This is a genomic window from Geofilum rubicundum JCM 15548 (genome assembly GCF_000974365.1).
Lineage (GTDB): Bacteria > Bacteroidota > Bacteroidia > Bacteroidales > Marinilabiliaceae > Geofilum > Geofilum rubicundum.
On the sequence record NZ_BAZW01000009.1, the window covers coordinates 114,105 to 130,117 of the forward strand.

Sequence of the window (16,013 nt, forward strand, 5' to 3'; positions counted from 1 at the left end):
GGAGCTTAAAATATAGATAATAGCAATAGATACAAAATAAAATGGTTATGCAAACAAAACTTCAGGAGTTAACTGAAAAGATTTATAATGAAGGCGTTGAAAAAGCACGCCAGGAGCGGACGCCATCCTGAATGAAGCCAGGGAAAAAGCAGCCGCCATTGAAAAGGAGGCACAAAAGACTGCTGAAAGCATTGTAAAGGATGCTGAGGAAAAGGCAGAAACTTTGAAGCAGCATGTGGACTCTGAGCTAAAAATGTCGATTAGCCAGTCCATTTCAGCCCTGAAACAGGAGCTGGCCAATCAGGTAACCATGAAAGCCGTTCAGCCGGGAGTGAAAGAAGTTTTCTCCAATGTGGAGTTTTTGAAAACAGTGGTCCAAAAGGTCGTCAGTGCCTGGGCCGAAAAAGACACCTTGGACATGAAGGTGGTGATGGCAGAGAAAGACCGCAAAGAACTGGAAACTTTCTTTAAAAATCAGTTGGCCGATGAGTTGAACAAAGGGCTTGAACTGTCCTTTTCGGATGGTGTAAAGTCTGGTTTTAAAGTTGGTCCCGCTGCCGGCGGATACCTGATCAGCTTTACCGATCAGGATTTTATTTCTTTCTTCAAAACTTATTTGCGCCCCAGGACCAGCGAACTGCTTTTTGAACAAGATAAATAATGGGAAATAACTACTATGCATTAGTGGCAGGTTTACCCGATATTCTTCTGGAAGATAAAAAGATCGTACATTCTTCGGCCGAATTGAGGGAAAGTTTGCGTGAGGAAGTTCAGCCGGCAGATTTTAAGTTGGTTGAACTCTTGTATATGCCCTTTGACCATCAAAACCTGTTGAACCTTCTGTTTAAAAAAGAGGAGGAGTGGGAACCGCGGGGGAATTTTTCCAGAGATCACATGGAGCAGTTTCAGGACCGTAAAAACTATGAAGTGGCAGACACGGAGAATTTGCCGGTTTATTTTGCTGATTTTCTGGAAGCGTTCCATGGAGAAGAATCTTTTGAAAACTACTACGCGGCCGAGCAGGAGTTGACCCATGCCTATTACAGGTTTCTGGCCGAGAGGCCCAACGCATTTATTCAGGAGGTGGCACGCTACCAAAGTGTTCTTGGTAATGTTATGGTGGCCCTCAATGGCCGGAAGCACGAAGTTCCTTATGACAATAATCTGGTAGGGGATGATGAGATTACCGCTGCTTTGAAGAAGAGCCGGACCAGAGATTTTGGATTATCCAATGAAGTGAGTGATATAGAGCATTTGATACAGATATTTGAAACGGATCATCTTCTGGACAGGGAGCTCAAGCTGGATCGTCATAAATGGGAATTTCTGGATGAAATCACTTTTTTTAATTATTTCACCATTGAAAAGGTCCTGGCATTTGTCCTGAAACTGTTCATCGTAGAACGATGGATGGAGTTGGATCATGAAAAAGGAAAAGAAATGTTTAATCAATTGCTGAACGATCTGGAAGCAGGTTTTCAGTTTCCTGAAGAATTTACATTAGCATATGGAAAAAAATAATAAAACAACAGGAAAGGTAGTCGGTATTGTAGCCAACCTGGTGACTGTTGCAGTGGACGGGCCGGTAGCGCAAAACGAAATTTGCTTCATTGCTCATAACGATGAGCGGCTGATGGCTGAGGTCATTAAGGTCGTAGGTGTGAATGCCTATGTTCAGGTTTTTGAGAGCACCCGGGGCCTGCGCATTGGTTCAACGGTGGCGTTTGAAACGCACATGTTGGAAGTGACACTCGGTCCAGGTATTCTTTCGCGCAACTATGACGGTCTGCAAAACGACCTGGATAAAATGGACGGCGTTTTTCTAACCAGAGGGGAATATACCGATCCCTTGAACCGCGAAGTTAAGTGGGGATTTAAGCCCTTGGCCAAAGCGGGTGATGTGGTAACAGCCGGAAGTTGGTTGGGCGAAGTGATGGAGAACAGTATTCCCCACAAGATTATGGTGCCCTTTAAAATGGACAAGCGTTACACTGTTAAGTCGGTAACGGCCGAGGGAGAATATACCGTTGACGAGACCATGGCTGTGGTCGTGGATGACGAAGGCCTTGAAATACCATTGACCATGGTACAGAAATGGCCGGTTAAAATGGCTGTGAGGGCTTATAAAAATAAGCCCCGCCCTTTTAAGCTGTTGGAAACAGGTGTGCGCTGTATTGATACCTTAAATCCCATCACCGAAGGTGGTACCGGTTTTATTCCCGGTCCTTTTGGAACCGGAAAAACCGTTTTGCAGCACGCCATCAGTAAGCAGGCCGAGGCGGATGTGGTGATCATTGCGGCCTGTGGGGAACGGGCCAATGAGGTGGTAGAAATTTTTACCGAGTTTCCGGAATTGGATGATCCGCGTACCGGCAGAAAATTGATTGAACGTACCACCATTATTGCCAACACTTCCAACATGCCGGTAGCAGCCCGTGAAGCATCTGTTTACACCGCCATGTCGCTGGGTGAATATTACCGCGCGATGGGACTCAAAGTATTGCTGATGGCCGATTCTACTTCACGTTGGGCCCAGGCTTTACGTGAGATGTCCAACCGACTGGAGGAGCTGCCCGGACCGGATGCTTTCCCCATGGATTTATCGGCGGTTATTTCCAACTTCTATTCCCGCGCCGGATTTGTATACCTGTCTAACGATGCCAGTGGCTCCATTACCTTTATAGGTACCGTATCTCCTGCCGGGGGTAACCTAAAGGAGCCGGTAACCGAGAGTACCCGTAAGGCCGCCCGTTGTTTTTATGGCTTGTCGCAGGACCGGGCCGATAGTAAGCGTTATCCGGCCATTGATCCCATCGACAGTTATTCCAAGTATCTGGAATATCCCGAAGTGCAGGAGAGTCTTAAAAAAAGTGCCGGTGAAGGATGGCTCGATGCCGTTATTCAGACCAAGGATATTTTATTGCGTGGTAAGGAAGCCATGGAGCAGATCAATATTTTGGGTGACGACAGTGTGCCCATTGGCTTTCATGACCGGTTCTGGAAATCGGAATTGATTGACTTTGTCATATTGCAGCAGGATGCTTTTGACGACATTGATGCCTCTACACCAATGGAGCGCCAAAAGCACATGCTCTCGAGTGTGTTAAAGGTAGCCGACACCGAATTCAAGTACAAAGGTTTCGAGGAGGTTTCTGTGTTCTTCAAAGAAGTGATAAATATTTACAAACAGATGAACTACTCAGAGTTTAATTCTGAAGAGTTTAAAAAGCATGAATCAAATCTTGATTCTCTGTTAAAAGGGCGCATGAACTAATTGTTTAACCGAGTAAAATTTGAATGATGGAAAGTCAGGCATTTCAAAAAATATATACACAATTGATCAACATGACCAAGGCCACAGTTACACTGAAGGCCAGTGATGTTGGTTATGATGAGATGGCCATTGTGGATGGCCGAAAAGCCCAGGTGGTAAAACTGATGGGAGATATCGTTACGCTTCAGGTGTTTTCAGGGACCGAAGGTATTCCTACCAATGCTGAGGTGACCTTTCTGGGACGTCCGCCCCAGTTGAAGGTGAGTGATGATTTGGGTGGTCGTTTCTTTAATGCCTACGGTGACCCCATTGATGGGGGGCCTGAAGTAGAAGGCGAAATCCGGGACATTGGTAGTCCCTCCGTTAACCCGGTACGCCGCAAGCAGCCTTCACAGTTGATTGCCACAGGTATAGCCGGTATTGACCTGAACAACAGTTTGGTGTCGGGACAAAAAATCCCCTTCTTTGCCGATCCCGATCAGCCCTATAACCAGGTGATGGCCAGTGTGGCCTTGCGTGCCAAGGCCGACAAGATTATTCTGGGCGGAATGGGACTGACCAATGATGATTACCTCTTTTTTAAGAATGTTTTTCAGAATGCCGGTGCCCTTGATCGCATCGTTAGTTTTGTAAATACCACGGAGAATCCGCCGGTAGAACGCTTGTTGGTGCCGGATATGGCATTGACGGCTGCGGAATATTTTGCGGTGGATAAGAATGAGAATGTGCTGGTACTGCTCACCGATATGACGCTTTTTGCCGATGCCTTGAGTATTGTGTCCAACCGTATGGATCAGATTCCTTCCAAGGATAGTATGCCGGGATCGTTGTATTCCGATTTGGCACGTATCTACGAGAAGGCCGTTCAGTTCCCATCGGGCGGTTCCATTACCATTATTGCGGTAACCACGCTTTCGGGTGGTGATATCACACATGCCATTCCGGATAACACCGGTTATATTACAGAGGGACAGCTGTTCCTGCGTCGTGATACAGAGATTGGTAAAGTGATTGTGGATCCCTTCCGTTCGCTCTCGCGATTGAAGCAGCTGGTTATTGGGGTTCAAACGCGTGCCGATCACCCACAGGTGATGAATGCCGCCATTCGTTTGTATGCCGATGCCGCCAACGCACGGACGAAACTCGAGAATGGTTTCGACCTGACCGACTATGATGAACGTACGCTGGAATTTGCCAAGGTTTATTCCGATAAATTGCTGGCCATTGACGTAAATGTGGATACAGATACCATGTTGAATATCTCCTGGGAGCTGCTGAGCAAGTACTTTAGCAAGGCGGAAGTCGGTATCAAACAAGAGTTTGTGGATAAATACTGGATTGAGAAGTAAGGGCTTCATTTCCGTTCAGTTATTTGTATAACTCTTAATATTAAATAAGGATGTCAATAAAATTTCAATATAACAAAACCTCTCTGCAATCTCTTGGCAAACAGCTGAAGGTGCGTGAACGGGCTTTGCCAACGTTGAAGAACAAGGAATCAGCGTTGCGCAGCGAAGTGAAGCGCGCCAAAGATAAGGCAGCCGCATTGGAGCAGGAGTTAGAGCAGGAGTTGGGGCGTTACGATGAAATGGTACGTTTATGGGGAGAATTTGATCCTTCTCTGGTTAAGGTGGCGGATGTGGACTTGTCGGTTAAAAAAATCGCCGGCGTTCTGACACCTGTTCTGGATAAGATTCATTTTGAAGTCGCCCCCTACAATCCGTTTACACGTCCTGTTTGGTTTGCCGATGGTATTGCCATTCTCAGGGAGTTGGCCCGCATGGGCATAGAGCGTGAGGTATGGTTGCGTAAAATGGAGTTGCTGGACTATGCCCGCAAAAAGACCACGCAGAAGGTTAACCTCTACGAGAAAGTGCAGATCCCGGGCTTTGAAGATGCGATGCGCAAAATTAAGCGCTTCCTCGAAGATGAGGAGAACCTCTCCAAGTCGGCACAGAAGATTGTTAAAACCCGTCAAGAACAGGAGGTGGAGGTATGATAGTAGCCATGATGAAATACTCTTTCCTGGTGTACCATGCCGAGTACAAAGCTTTTTTGAAAGAGCTTAAAAACATGGGCGTGTTGCACATTGAGGTAAAGAAGCACGAGCCAACGACCGAAATTCAGGAGTTGTTGCGTGCCTACAACGATCTTTCGCGCACCCTTCGTAACATGGAAAACCGCGTAAAGGATAAAGAGGTAGAAGGCGCCAAGCCTGTTTTCGACAATGGGGAGGCTGTGTTGGAACGCATTCACGCCATAGAAGGTGATTTGGAATTGAAGCAGCAACAATTGAGCAATTTGGATAAAGAAGCACAGCAGCTGGGTCCATGGGGTGATTTTAATCCCCAAAGGGTGCAGCAGTTGGCCGACAGTCAATTGTTTCTTCGCTTCCTGGTTTGTCGGGATAAGAACTTCGACCCGCAATGGGAAAAGGATCACTATTTGAAAATGATCTCTTCAGTTGGCGGTTTTAGCTATTTTGTACTGATCGAAAAGGACGAGCGGCAGGAGATGATAGACTGGCCCGGTGTGGATGAAATAGCTCTGCCACAAAAGTCCTTGTCGGCCATTCGTGAAGATCAGTCGCTCATAAACAAGGAAATAGACCAACTCGACAACGAGTTGGATTTGATTGCCAAGCATTGTCAGGGCCAACTGCAAAGTCTGAGTGATCAGCTTAAATCGGAATTGGACGAGACCAATGCCCTCTATCAAACCCAGGATGAGGTGGAAGAACGGGTCAAGCTGATTGAAGGATGGGTGCCTAAGCCGAAGACAGAGGATTTGAATGCCTTTCTGGAGGATAGAAAAATTCTGTATGTGGCCAATAAACCTTCGGATGATGAGAAGGTGCCGGTTTTACTTAAGAATAATAAGTTTGCCCGTTTGTTTGAAGTGATCGGCGATTTATATGAATTGCCCAATCACAAAGAGCTGGATTTGGTGCCGTTTTTTGCCCCCTTTTACATGATGTTCTTTGGTTTTTCACTGGGAGATGCCGGTTATGGATTACTGATTTTAGGTGTGGCCTTCTGGCTGAAGCCAAGAATGCCGGCCATGAAAAATATTCTGGGCCTGGCCCAGTGGTTGGGACTGGCTACGGTTATTTTTGGGGCCTTAACGGGGACCTTTTTCGGAATGGACCTGATCAACGAGGACATACCGTGGCTCGAAGGTGTTAAGCAATACATGATCACCAAGGAGAATATGTTTAACCTGGCGCTTATCTTAGGGGTTATCCAGATTTTGTTTGGTATGGTACTGAAGGTTGTGAACATATACATAAGTAAAGGTTTTGCTTATGCCTATTCCACCATAGGATGGCTCATATTGCTGATAGGCAGTGGCAGTATTTACCTGCTCAAGCATTTTGGGGCGCTTGGTGATCATCATGGTGGTTATGCCCAAAATGGCGTGTTCATCGTATCAGGCGTACTCATTTTATTACTGAACCATCCCCGCCGCAGCCTTGTGATGAACTTTTTAAGTGGTTTGTGGGATGTGTATGGCATGGTGACAGGTTTGATTGGTGACTTGTTGTCGTATATCCGACTCTTTGCCCTGGGTGTTTCCAGTGCCATTTTAGGCTTTGTGTTCAATGAGCTGGCCATGAGTCTGAGTCCGGACCACATCATTCTGGGCCCCTTGGTAATGATCATTATTTTGGTAGTTGGTCACGGAATGACCTTGTTTATGGCCGGGTTGGGGGCCTTTGTGCACCCTATTCGTTTAACTTTTGTAGAGTTTTATAAAAATGCCGGTTTCACCGGGGGTGGAAAGCGCTATACGCCTTTTGCCGAAAAAAGTGTAGAATAAATAACAGTTATAACAAATTAAAAGAGAAAACATGGAACCTATTGTATTAGCTTACATTGGAATTGGCTTAATGGTTGGATTAGCCGGAACCGGCAGTGCGCTTGGATGTTCAGTGGCCGGTAGCGCCTCTGTGGGCGCTATGAAAAAGAACCCGGATGGCTTTGGATCTTATTTGCTGTTAACCGCCCTTCCCGGTAGCCAGGGATTATATGGTTTTGCCGGTTACTTCCTGATGACCGATGCGTTTTTCGGATTGTTAACCAATCCCACCTGGACACAGGCAGCTGCTGTATTTGGCGCTGGTCTGGCCGTGGGCATCGTTGGTCTGATATCCTCCTACCGTCAGGGACAGGTTTGTGCCAACGGTATTGCCGCTATTGGTTCGGGTCACGATGTGGCAGGTAAGACGCTTATCCTGGCTGTATTCCCCGAATTGTATGCGATTATCGCATTGGCTGCTGCCTTTATGATCGCGGGTGCTGTATAAGCCACACACTTGTAAATGAGACATAGAAAAAAGATCGCTCCGATGGGGCGATCTTTTTTTGTGGGGGCACAAAAAAAGGGGCTACCCTTTTTTGAAGCGTAGCCCCCGCACTCATATTTGGAGGAATCTGGGTGCGTAAAAGTTTTTATATATTGGTGCTGTCCAGGGAAGCAACCAGACGATTGAAGTCTTCAGCAATTTCATTTCTGATATCTTCCATATCTTCGGTTGTGGCCTCGCCCCATGATTCAATTTTTTCTTCCAAAATTTGGGCTTCCGACTTGATTTTGGCAATATTGGCCTTGGCCTCTTCATTGAGAGCTTCTCCTTCTGCCTCCATTTCGTCTTCCATATTCTCCAACGACTGGTTAAACTCGTCCAGTTTAACATCCAATTTGGTCACAAACTCAGGATCTTCCTGAAAAACGCCTTCCAATTTTGATTTGGCTTCTTCATAATTGGCGCGGAGGCTGTTTTCGATATTTTCAAAAGATTCCTCGGTCTCTTGTTCGGCCGTGTTCGACTCGCTGCTTTTTGAACCTTGATTGCAGGAAGCAAGCGTTGCGCCTGAAATAATTCCTATGCCTGCCATAATCATGATGCTTTTAAATGTCTTTTTCATATTTCTCTTATTTTAGGTTGTTTATTTTTAAAATTCTCCTCCTAAGGTTTGATATCAAGGGAAAACTGTGCCAAAATCAATGGTGATTGATAAAACCCTCTAAAAATGAGTATTGTAGGATGTTTTGATGAATTAGACGTGGCCCAGGTAAATCTGAGGTGGGGTGTTTTTCCACATGTTGAGGAGTTCGTTTCTCATTAAGTAGCACTTGTTCATGTTCCGACGATGAGGTGTGTGAAAGTAAGGTTGTTTTTGGTGAAAAAGTAAAAATTGTGAAACGCCTGTTTTAAATGGTGAGGGAGTGTTTCCTATTTGGCGTTTTTTTTATACATTTGGAGTCTCAATTAGGGGGTATAAATTAGACTGACTTATAATTATGATCCATTGTTACAGTTTTTTTAATCCGCAACTTTCATGGTTATTGGGGGTGGCAGAAAGTAAAGCAAATACCGGGTTTGGCTTGTGAAAGCAGACCCGGTTTTTTATTGGGGTTTTGTCACACAGAATTAACTTAATCTTAATATGAACAAGGGAATGCATCGTCGTGTTTTGTGCACTTTTGCAAGGACAAAAAGATATTGCTTTCAATTAATGAGTGGAATTTCAAGGAGCTTTTGTAAATTACTATCATTTAGTGATAAATGTGGTTGTTTGATGCGCTTTTTTATTTTTAAATTGTCAGGAATTAATCCCTAAACATCCGGCCTGCCGGATATTAAACTATTTAATTTATCATAACTTATGAGAAAGACTAGTACGTTGTTTTTGCTGCTGTTACTCCTATTGGGTTCTGCAGGTGTTTATGGTCAAATTACCGTAAGCGGAACATTACTGGATCAGGAAACCAGTGAGCCCTTGATAGGTGCCACCGTTATTGTGGAAGGTACAACCATCGGATCTACCACCAGTGTGGATGGAGAATTCTCATTTCAAGTGAATGAGAGTCCCGTTACCTTATTGTTTTCCTATGTTGGTTATACGAATAAAAGTCAACGGTTCAATGTTGCTGAGAAAGCAAATCTTGGAATTATTTACCTCGATCCGAATGCGATTTCTCTGGGTGAGATTGCGGTTACGGCCTCTATTGGTGTGGCGCGACGCACACCGGTGGCCATGTCCAACATTACCCCTCAGTTTATTGAGGAAAAGTTGGGAACCATGGAATTTCCCGAGATTCTTAAATCCACCCCCGGTGTATATGCGACCAAAGGTCCCGGAGGTTTCGGCGATTCAAAAATTAATATGCGCGGTTTCCAGTCGGCGAACGTGGCCGTCATGATCAATGGCGTTCCCATGAACGACATGGAGTGGGGGGGCGTTTACTGGTCCAATTGGGCCGGTCTGTCGGACGTAACCTCCTTAATGCAAACACAACGTGGTTTGGGTGCATCCAAGGTTTCAGCGCCTTCAGTTGGCGGATCTATCAACATTATTACCAAATCCATCGATGCCGAAAAGGGCGGATCTGCTTCTTACAGCCTGGGCAATGACGGTTATAATAAAGTGGTTTTTGATGTTTCTACCGGTTTAAGTGAGACGGGCTGGGCCATGACCATGTTACTGGGTAAAACCTGGGGCGATGGCTATGTGCAGGGGGCTGATTTTGTGGGCTATAATTACTTTATTAATGTGGCCAAGAAAATCAACGAGGAACATCAGATTTCATTCACGGCCTTTGGTGCCCCTCAGGAGCACTACCAGCGCAGCAGGTATGACGGGTTGACCATAGAGGGATGGCAAGAGGTTCAAAAATATATGGGCGACAACAGTCCCTATAGATATAATCCTACCTATGGTTTTGGTTTAAATGGTGAGCGCAAATCGTCGGCTTACAACGTATACCACAAACCGCAAATCTCCTTAAACCACATTTGGCAGATTGATGAAAAATCCAGTCTGAGCACCTCCCTCTACACCTCGCTTGGTCGAGGTTATGGTTACAGTGGGCAGAATGCCGACGGATATTCTGGTCATTGGTATGGAACCACCAATGGTATTTTGAATGAGACCTATCGTAACCCGGATGGCACTTTTGCCTATGATCAAATTTACGCGGTGAATGCCGAAAGTACAGAAGGTTCAGTTCTGGCCATGTCCAAGTCCAAAAATTTCCATGACTGGTATGGCATCCTTTCCACTTACACCACAACCATTGCACAGACGATTGATGTGTATGGTGGTTTGGATATGCGTTATTACAAGGGTGTTCATACCAATGAGTTACTTGACTTATACGGGGGAGACTATTACATTGACCGCTATAGAAGAAATGTTTCGGCTGAGAACTATGCAGGCGCCGGAACGGATGCTTTTATCATGAGAAAAATGCAGGTGGGTGACGTGGTTTACCGCGATTATGACGGACACGTTTTCCAGGCTGGTGGTTTTGGACAGGCCGAATACAATGTAGGTAACTTAAGTGCCTTTGCTGCCGGATCTTTGTCGAATACCACCTACTGGCGTTATGACAGGTTTTATTACGATGCCGACAATGCCAAATCAGAGACCGTTGATTATTTGGGATACACCATTAAAGGTGGTGCCAACTATAACCTGACCAGCGAACACAATGTGTTTGCCAATGTTGGTTTTATAAGTCGGGCCCCATTTTTCTCAGGAGGCGCCTTCCTTAATTCTACGGTCAGTAATGAAACCAATCCCGATGCAGTTAACGAGAAAATTTTCTCTATGGAGGCCGGCTATGGTTTTAAAACTTCCTGGTTAAAAGCAGATGTGAATGTTTACCGTACGCTATGGATGGATAAGTTGTTGAGTCGGTCGGTTGATTTGAACGACGGCAGTCGCGGTACCATAAACATGGAAGGTATTGATGCCCTTCACCAGGGGGTTGAGGTTGAACTGACTGCACGTCCCTACAGCTGGCTCGATCTGACCGGAATGATATCAATTGGCGATTGGCAATGGAATAACAATACCGTGGGGTATTTCTATAATGACGGTAGCCAGCCACTTGCCGATATGCAGGGTAACATCGCCTCTGCGGCAGGCGCTGCAGATCATGCCAGCATGAAATTGAATCTGGATGGTGTGAAAGTGGGCGGTTCAGCTCAAACAACAGCAGCTCTGGGTGCGAAGTTTAAAATCAACAAAGACCTGCGTACAGGACTTGATTTCTATTATTTTTCACGGAATTATGCCGACTGGAGTTTCAGAAGCAGTGATTTATTGATGTTTGGTGAAAAAAGTTACGCGAGCTCATGGGAAATTCCGGAGGCCGGGATGTTTGATTTCTTTGCCAGTTACGCCTTCCCATTGGGTGGGACCAAAGCGGTTATTTCAGGAAACATAAACAACTTGTTTGATCAGGAATACATTGCTGATGCAGTGGATGGTGGCGATGGTCAGTGGCAATCGGCCTATCAGTTGTTTTATGGCTTTGGACGGACTTACAACGTCAGGTTAAAAATAAATTTCTAAGAACTTGTTAATCGCAATACAATGAGAAAAATACTATTTTATATACTGAGTTCGCTGCTGGTTGTATTTACCGCCTGTGAATACAATGAGGAGCATTTTCCGGAATTGGATGAACTGGTGACACCAGTTGATATTAGGTTGTTGGAAGATTCTTTGGAGGCTGAAGATTATGCGGCCATTGCGGATTTGTCTGCCAACAAAGCCCTGGCTAAAGCCGATGGGGTAGAAGATGAATTGGCCAATTTAGAAAGCAGTCAAAGCTTCTCAGAAGCTTTGCCGGCCAAAACATATATGCTCGCTTATCTGGCTGAATTGTGGCCAACTTTGGATAATACGTCCACTGTAAAAGTGACTTACAATTTCCAGCAAGAGTATCCAGCCTATCTGACAGAGTTGTCCGGTGTGGAAGTGTACGAGTTGACTGCTGAAGATTATGAGGATATTTGGAACGATCAGCCTTTTTATTATCTGACCCCTGACAAGTCACTGGCCCGCAATGCCAATGATGTTTTGTCTGCTGCCTATCCGGAGGCTGAGGAAGACGCTATAAAGGTAATTGCGTATAACTATTCAGATGAAGAGCCTGCTGATTATGTAGACCCCGTTGTGACTTCGATCAATGAGGATTTTAGTAGTGTGGTTACTTATGAACCTGTTGATCTTAGTGGATGGATCAACTATGCTGAAGTTGGTGAGGAATATTGGGAAGGACGGAGCTATAGCGGTAATACCTATCCTCAATTTTCAGCCTACGGAACCGGTGGAGAGGCCATTGCCTGGTTGATTTCCCCTGAGATAAATCTGGCAGAGGCGGCCAGTCCCGTTTTCAGTTTTGATGTTAATCTGGGCTATTTTAATGCCTATTTGATGCAGGTGTTAATTTCTGAAGATTATGACGAAGGTGATCCTACAGTGGCTAACTGGACCGATGTGACCCATCAGTTTGCGATTTATAGTGCAGCCAGTGGTTATACCAATTTGTACGTAGCGGGTGTTATGGATATGTCGGATTATCAGGAAAACACCTTTCGTGTGGCTTTCCGTTATGCGGGTGATGCCAATGATGATAAAACAACGACCTATCAGGTCGATAATTTGCAAATTGGTGACGAAACAACCGTTGTTAGCGAGGATGCTTTTTCTGAGGATTTTGCAGGTGGCCTCGACAACTGGTCCAATATTGTGGTACAAGGAACGAAAGAATGGAGCGTAAGTTCTTATTCGAATGAATTTCGTGCGGTCTATTCTGCTTACGGCACTACCGGTGAGCAGGAAGGTTGGTTGGTTTCCCCGGGCATTACCGTGCCCGCTACCGGGGCCAGCCAGTTATTGGTTGACATGGCTGTAGGCTATCACAATGCCAATTGCCTTTCTGTTTTGGTGTCGGAAGACTTTGCCGGTGACGTTACAACTGCCACATGGACAGATGTGACCGGAGAATTTTCTTTTCCGGTTTCTACCGGAGGCTATAGCGATGTAGTATCAGCCGGAGCGGCCACATTGAATGCCTATAAAGGAAAAGAGATTTTCGTGGCCTTTAAATACCTTGGTAATGCTGAGGAGGACAGAACCACTACCTATCAGATTTATGACGTTAATGTAAAAGCATATTCCCGCTCAGTGCCTGATGCTGCGCCCGGGCTGAAGTCTGCCTCCGCTGTGGAAGCTGACAAGTATGCTTTATATACCTACAATGGAAGTGCCTGGGAACCTTATGGCTCAGCTGTCATTCTGAATGGTTCTGATTATTCAGCCATGGGCATTTCAAATTTCAGTTCTTCTAATAAAACAGAAGATTATTTGCCCAATTATCTGGAGGTTCACTTCCCTTATGCGTTGGAAGGCGATGTTCAAACAGTGGCTTTCTTTTATGGAAATCGTACTAACCTAAGTGCTGAAGATTATGAATTCAGCAATGGTGTATGGACCAAAGTGGATATGAAGGAAGCGGTTACCGATCAGTTTGTGAAGACAAATGGCAGCTGGTTATGGAATCCAAGTGTGGTTATTAATTTGGGACCCGTTCGAAATGATCCCTTTATTATGAGCTACTACCAGGCGGCATCCGACTGGGTTTGGGAAAATATTGATGTGCCTGCCGGTGCAGCTGAAAAAGGAGATGGATACGTCTCGGGTTATGGCAATAATGAGTATTATGCCGGAACCTCTGCCTATTACAACAATGTGGATATGCGACCGCAGTCTGCCAGAAATCAGAATCCTGCCGCCTATGGTGATTTAAGCGATGAGGAGATTACAGCTTTAATGATGGAGCGTCTGGCTGAGGTCATGGGAGCAGTTTTAAGTCAACTGCATCCGGAGGCTACCCCCATTGAAGGCGTTGATATAACTTATACCGTGAATGTGGGTATTTATACAGGGGAAACCATCTCTGATGTGACCCACACCATAGTTTATAAAGTGGTTGGTGTCGGTGAGTTTGAATTGGTCAGTGGGCCTGACCCCATCGAATAGCAAGCGTCATTGATCAGAAATTAATTAAAAAAGGGGATTGTCTTTCAGGCAATCCCTTTTTTGGTGGTGTGATGTGCATTGTTAATAAGTAAGCAGTGCCGAACCTTAAAAGTTGAATAGCCTGGATGACATTCAAAGAAAATCAGAAAAACTTCACCCATTAAATAGTCCCAGAAGTGATTATTAATCTTTAAATTTGTTGGAGATAAAGTCATGGAAATTATGAATATAGTTGAAAAAAGAAAATTTATACACAGGCATTTGCATCGCGTAAATGAAAAGACCATTAATGAATTATATGAGAAACTTCGTAGTGAAGAAGTTTTTAAAGCGAAATTGGAAAGCAGGGCTCAAAAATCGGAAAACGACATCCAGGCAGGAAGAGTTTTTTCAAGAGAAGAAATAGAGCAAAGAATTGCAAATCATTTTTATTAGCAGGTAAAATAAAATGTAAAAGAGAAGGCGTGTTGCTTCCAACGCCGAGCGACACTGAGATGGAAGCGATTTTGGCTGTTTTGTGGTAAACATGCGGCGGCAGAAAATGCAGCGTCATGTTTTATCTATTGGGATACGTTCTTTAAAATCAATACCCAAAAAGGGTCATCATCTTCACGAAAAGATCGGTATTGTCATATATACCATGAACGCTTCAGCACCGGGGCCGTAGGCAAAGGTGGGAACCATGACAGCGGTGTGGTTGGTGGAGGTGTATTTGGCGGTTACGGAGTGCGCTTCGAAGTTGCCACCGTTGATGGTCATGCCGCCTGTTTCGTGGTCTGCAGTTACAATCACAAGGGTTTCGCCATCTTCAGCTGCAAATTTAAGTGCTGCACCTACTGCTCTGTCGAAGTCGAGCATTTCACCCACAATGTAGGGGGTGCTGTTGTCATGTCCGCCCCAATCAATTTGTGAGCCTTCAATCATGACAAAGAAACCATCCGGATCGGCAGAAAGCACTTCAATGACTTTACGGGTAGCTTCGGTCAGCATTTCACCACGGCCATCAAAATCCGGATTGTGACCTTCGGCCGTAAAAATGGCCATAGGAGCTTCAGAGCTTCCTGCACTCTCCTCCAAAGAGGTGAACACCTGATAGCCTTTGTCCTTTAAATCTTTTGTCAGATCTTTTCCATCTTCCCGCTGGTTGAAATGCTCCAGTCCACCACCAATGAAAATGTCAATGTCTGTCTTTAAAAAATCAGCTGCAATGGCTTCGTACATATTGCGTGAGGTTTGATGGGCAATAAAGGAAGCCGGCGTGGCGTGGGTAATTCCAGAGGTGGAAACCAGTCCGGTAGCCTTGCCATTTTTATCACTGATTTGCAGGATGGTAGGGATGGGCTGGCCATCTGCATCAAGGGCAATAACGCCATTGTTAACTCTTTGTCCCGTAGCAATAGCCGTTCCACCGGCTGCAGAATCGGTGATGTAATTGTCGGCACTTTGCGTCTGGCTAAAACCGATGTGCTTCATGTGGTTGAGGTTGAGCATGCCGCCGTTGACGGTGATGCCTGCAAAAATCTGAGTGGCACTCATTCCGTCTCCAATGAGCAGAATGATGTTTTTGGGTGTTTCTCCAAATTGACGGTCCTGCAATTCTACCACTTTGTGGGGCTTGGGATTGGTGTAATGCGCCAGTGAATCGGCCGTCTGAGCCAAGGCCTGTGAGGCAATAAATGTGGCAATGCTAGCTGTGAGCAATATTTTTTTGAACATGATGTCGTTTTTTAATGAATTAATTAGGGGACTAAATTACTGTTTTTAGATTTATTTGGGGAGGAAGTGGTGTTAAATGTGTATTAATATGGGGGAAGGGATAAGAGGGCATGAAGGGTAAGTAGGGTGGGAAGGGTTGATGGGGTAGGAAGGGTTGAGTAGGGTGAATGGGGTAAATTGGG

Annotated in this window: 12 protein-coding genes; 10 read left to right on the forward strand and 2 right to left on the reverse strand. The window is 45.3% G+C overall.

Annotated elements, in window-relative coordinates:
• Window positions 1-223 precede the first annotated feature (223 nt).
• The 7 genes from JCM15548_RS07130 to JCM15548_RS07160 are packed head-to-tail and all read left to right on the forward strand — an operon-like array spanning window position 224 to window position 7,580.
• Window positions 224-661 (forward strand): V-type ATP synthase subunit E, encoded by a 438-nt coding sequence (locus JCM15548_RS07130; protein ID WP_227625556.1) that lies wholly within the window; start codon window positions 224-226, stop codon window positions 659-661.
• Window positions 661-1,521 (forward strand): DUF2764 family protein, encoded by an 861-nt coding sequence (locus JCM15548_RS07135; protein WP_062123845.1) that lies wholly within the window; start codon window positions 661-663, stop codon window positions 1,519-1,521. Before JCM15548_RS07130 ends, JCM15548_RS07135 begins: the two co-directional genes overlap by 1 nt.
• A complete protein-coding gene (locus JCM15548_RS07140) occupies window positions 1,508-3,274 on the forward strand; it encodes a V-type ATP synthase subunit A (protein WP_062123846.1) in 1,767 nt (588 codons plus the stop codon). The genes JCM15548_RS07135 and JCM15548_RS07140 overlap by 14 nt, the downstream gene beginning before the upstream one ends.
• A 26-nt stretch (window positions 3,275-3,300) precedes the next feature.
• A complete protein-coding gene (locus JCM15548_RS07145; protein WP_062123847.1) occupies window positions 3,301-4,623 on the forward strand; it encodes a V-type ATP synthase subunit B in 1,323 nt (440 codons plus the stop codon).
• A gap of 50 nt (window positions 4,624-4,673) precedes the next feature.
• Window positions 4,674-5,273: a V-type ATP synthase subunit D gene (locus tag JCM15548_RS07150; RefSeq protein ID WP_062123848.1), complete on the forward strand. Its 600-nt coding sequence runs from the start codon at window positions 4,674-4,676 to the stop codon at window positions 5,271-5,273.
• Between the two features lie 8 nt (window positions 5,274-5,281).
• A complete protein-coding gene (locus JCM15548_RS07155; protein WP_162198191.1) occupies window positions 5,282-7,093 on the forward strand; it encodes a V-type ATP synthase subunit I in 1,812 nt (603 codons plus the stop codon).
• A gap of 31 nt (window positions 7,094-7,124) precedes the next feature.
• Window positions 7,125-7,580, forward strand: a complete 456-nt coding sequence (locus JCM15548_RS07160) for an ATP synthase subunit C-like protein (RefSeq protein ID WP_062123852.1) — start codon at window positions 7,125-7,127, stop codon at window positions 7,578-7,580.
• Window positions 7,581-7,725: 145 nt separating this feature from the next.
• Here the strand turns inward: JCM15548_RS07160 and JCM15548_RS07165 are convergent, their stop codons facing one another.
• Entirely contained in the window at window positions 7,726-8,202 is a 477-nt protein-coding gene (locus tag JCM15548_RS07165) for a hypothetical protein (RefSeq protein ID WP_062123854.1), read from the reverse strand.
• A 741-nt stretch (window positions 8,203-8,943) separates the two neighbouring features.
• Between JCM15548_RS07165 and JCM15548_RS07170 the strand changes: the two genes are divergently transcribed.
• From JCM15548_RS07170 to JCM15548_RS07180, 3 genes are all read left to right on the forward strand, one after another.
• Window positions 8,944-11,640, forward strand: coding sequence for a TonB-dependent receptor (locus JCM15548_RS07170; protein ID WP_062123856.1), 2,697 nt, complete (start codon window positions 8,944-8,946; stop codon window positions 11,638-11,640).
• Window positions 11,641-11,661: 21 nt separating this feature from the next.
• A complete protein-coding gene (locus JCM15548_RS07175) occupies window positions 11,662-14,115 on the forward strand; it encodes a choice-of-anchor J domain-containing protein (RefSeq protein ID WP_062123858.1) in 2,454 nt (817 codons plus the stop codon).
• A gap of 222 nt (window positions 14,116-14,337) precedes the next feature.
• A complete protein-coding gene (locus JCM15548_RS07180; RefSeq protein ID WP_157482503.1) occupies window positions 14,338-14,550 on the forward strand; it encodes a hypothetical protein in 213 nt (70 codons plus the stop codon).
• Between the two features lie 174 nt (window positions 14,551-14,724).
• Here the strand turns inward: JCM15548_RS07180 and JCM15548_RS07185 are convergent, their stop codons facing one another.
• The gene (locus tag JCM15548_RS07185) at window positions 14,725-15,831 is read right to left on the reverse strand and encodes an alkaline phosphatase (protein WP_062123863.1); all 1,107 of its coding nucleotides are present in this window, start codon (window positions 15,829-15,831) and stop codon (window positions 14,725-14,727) included.
• Window positions 15,832-16,013 lie beyond the last annotated feature (182 nt).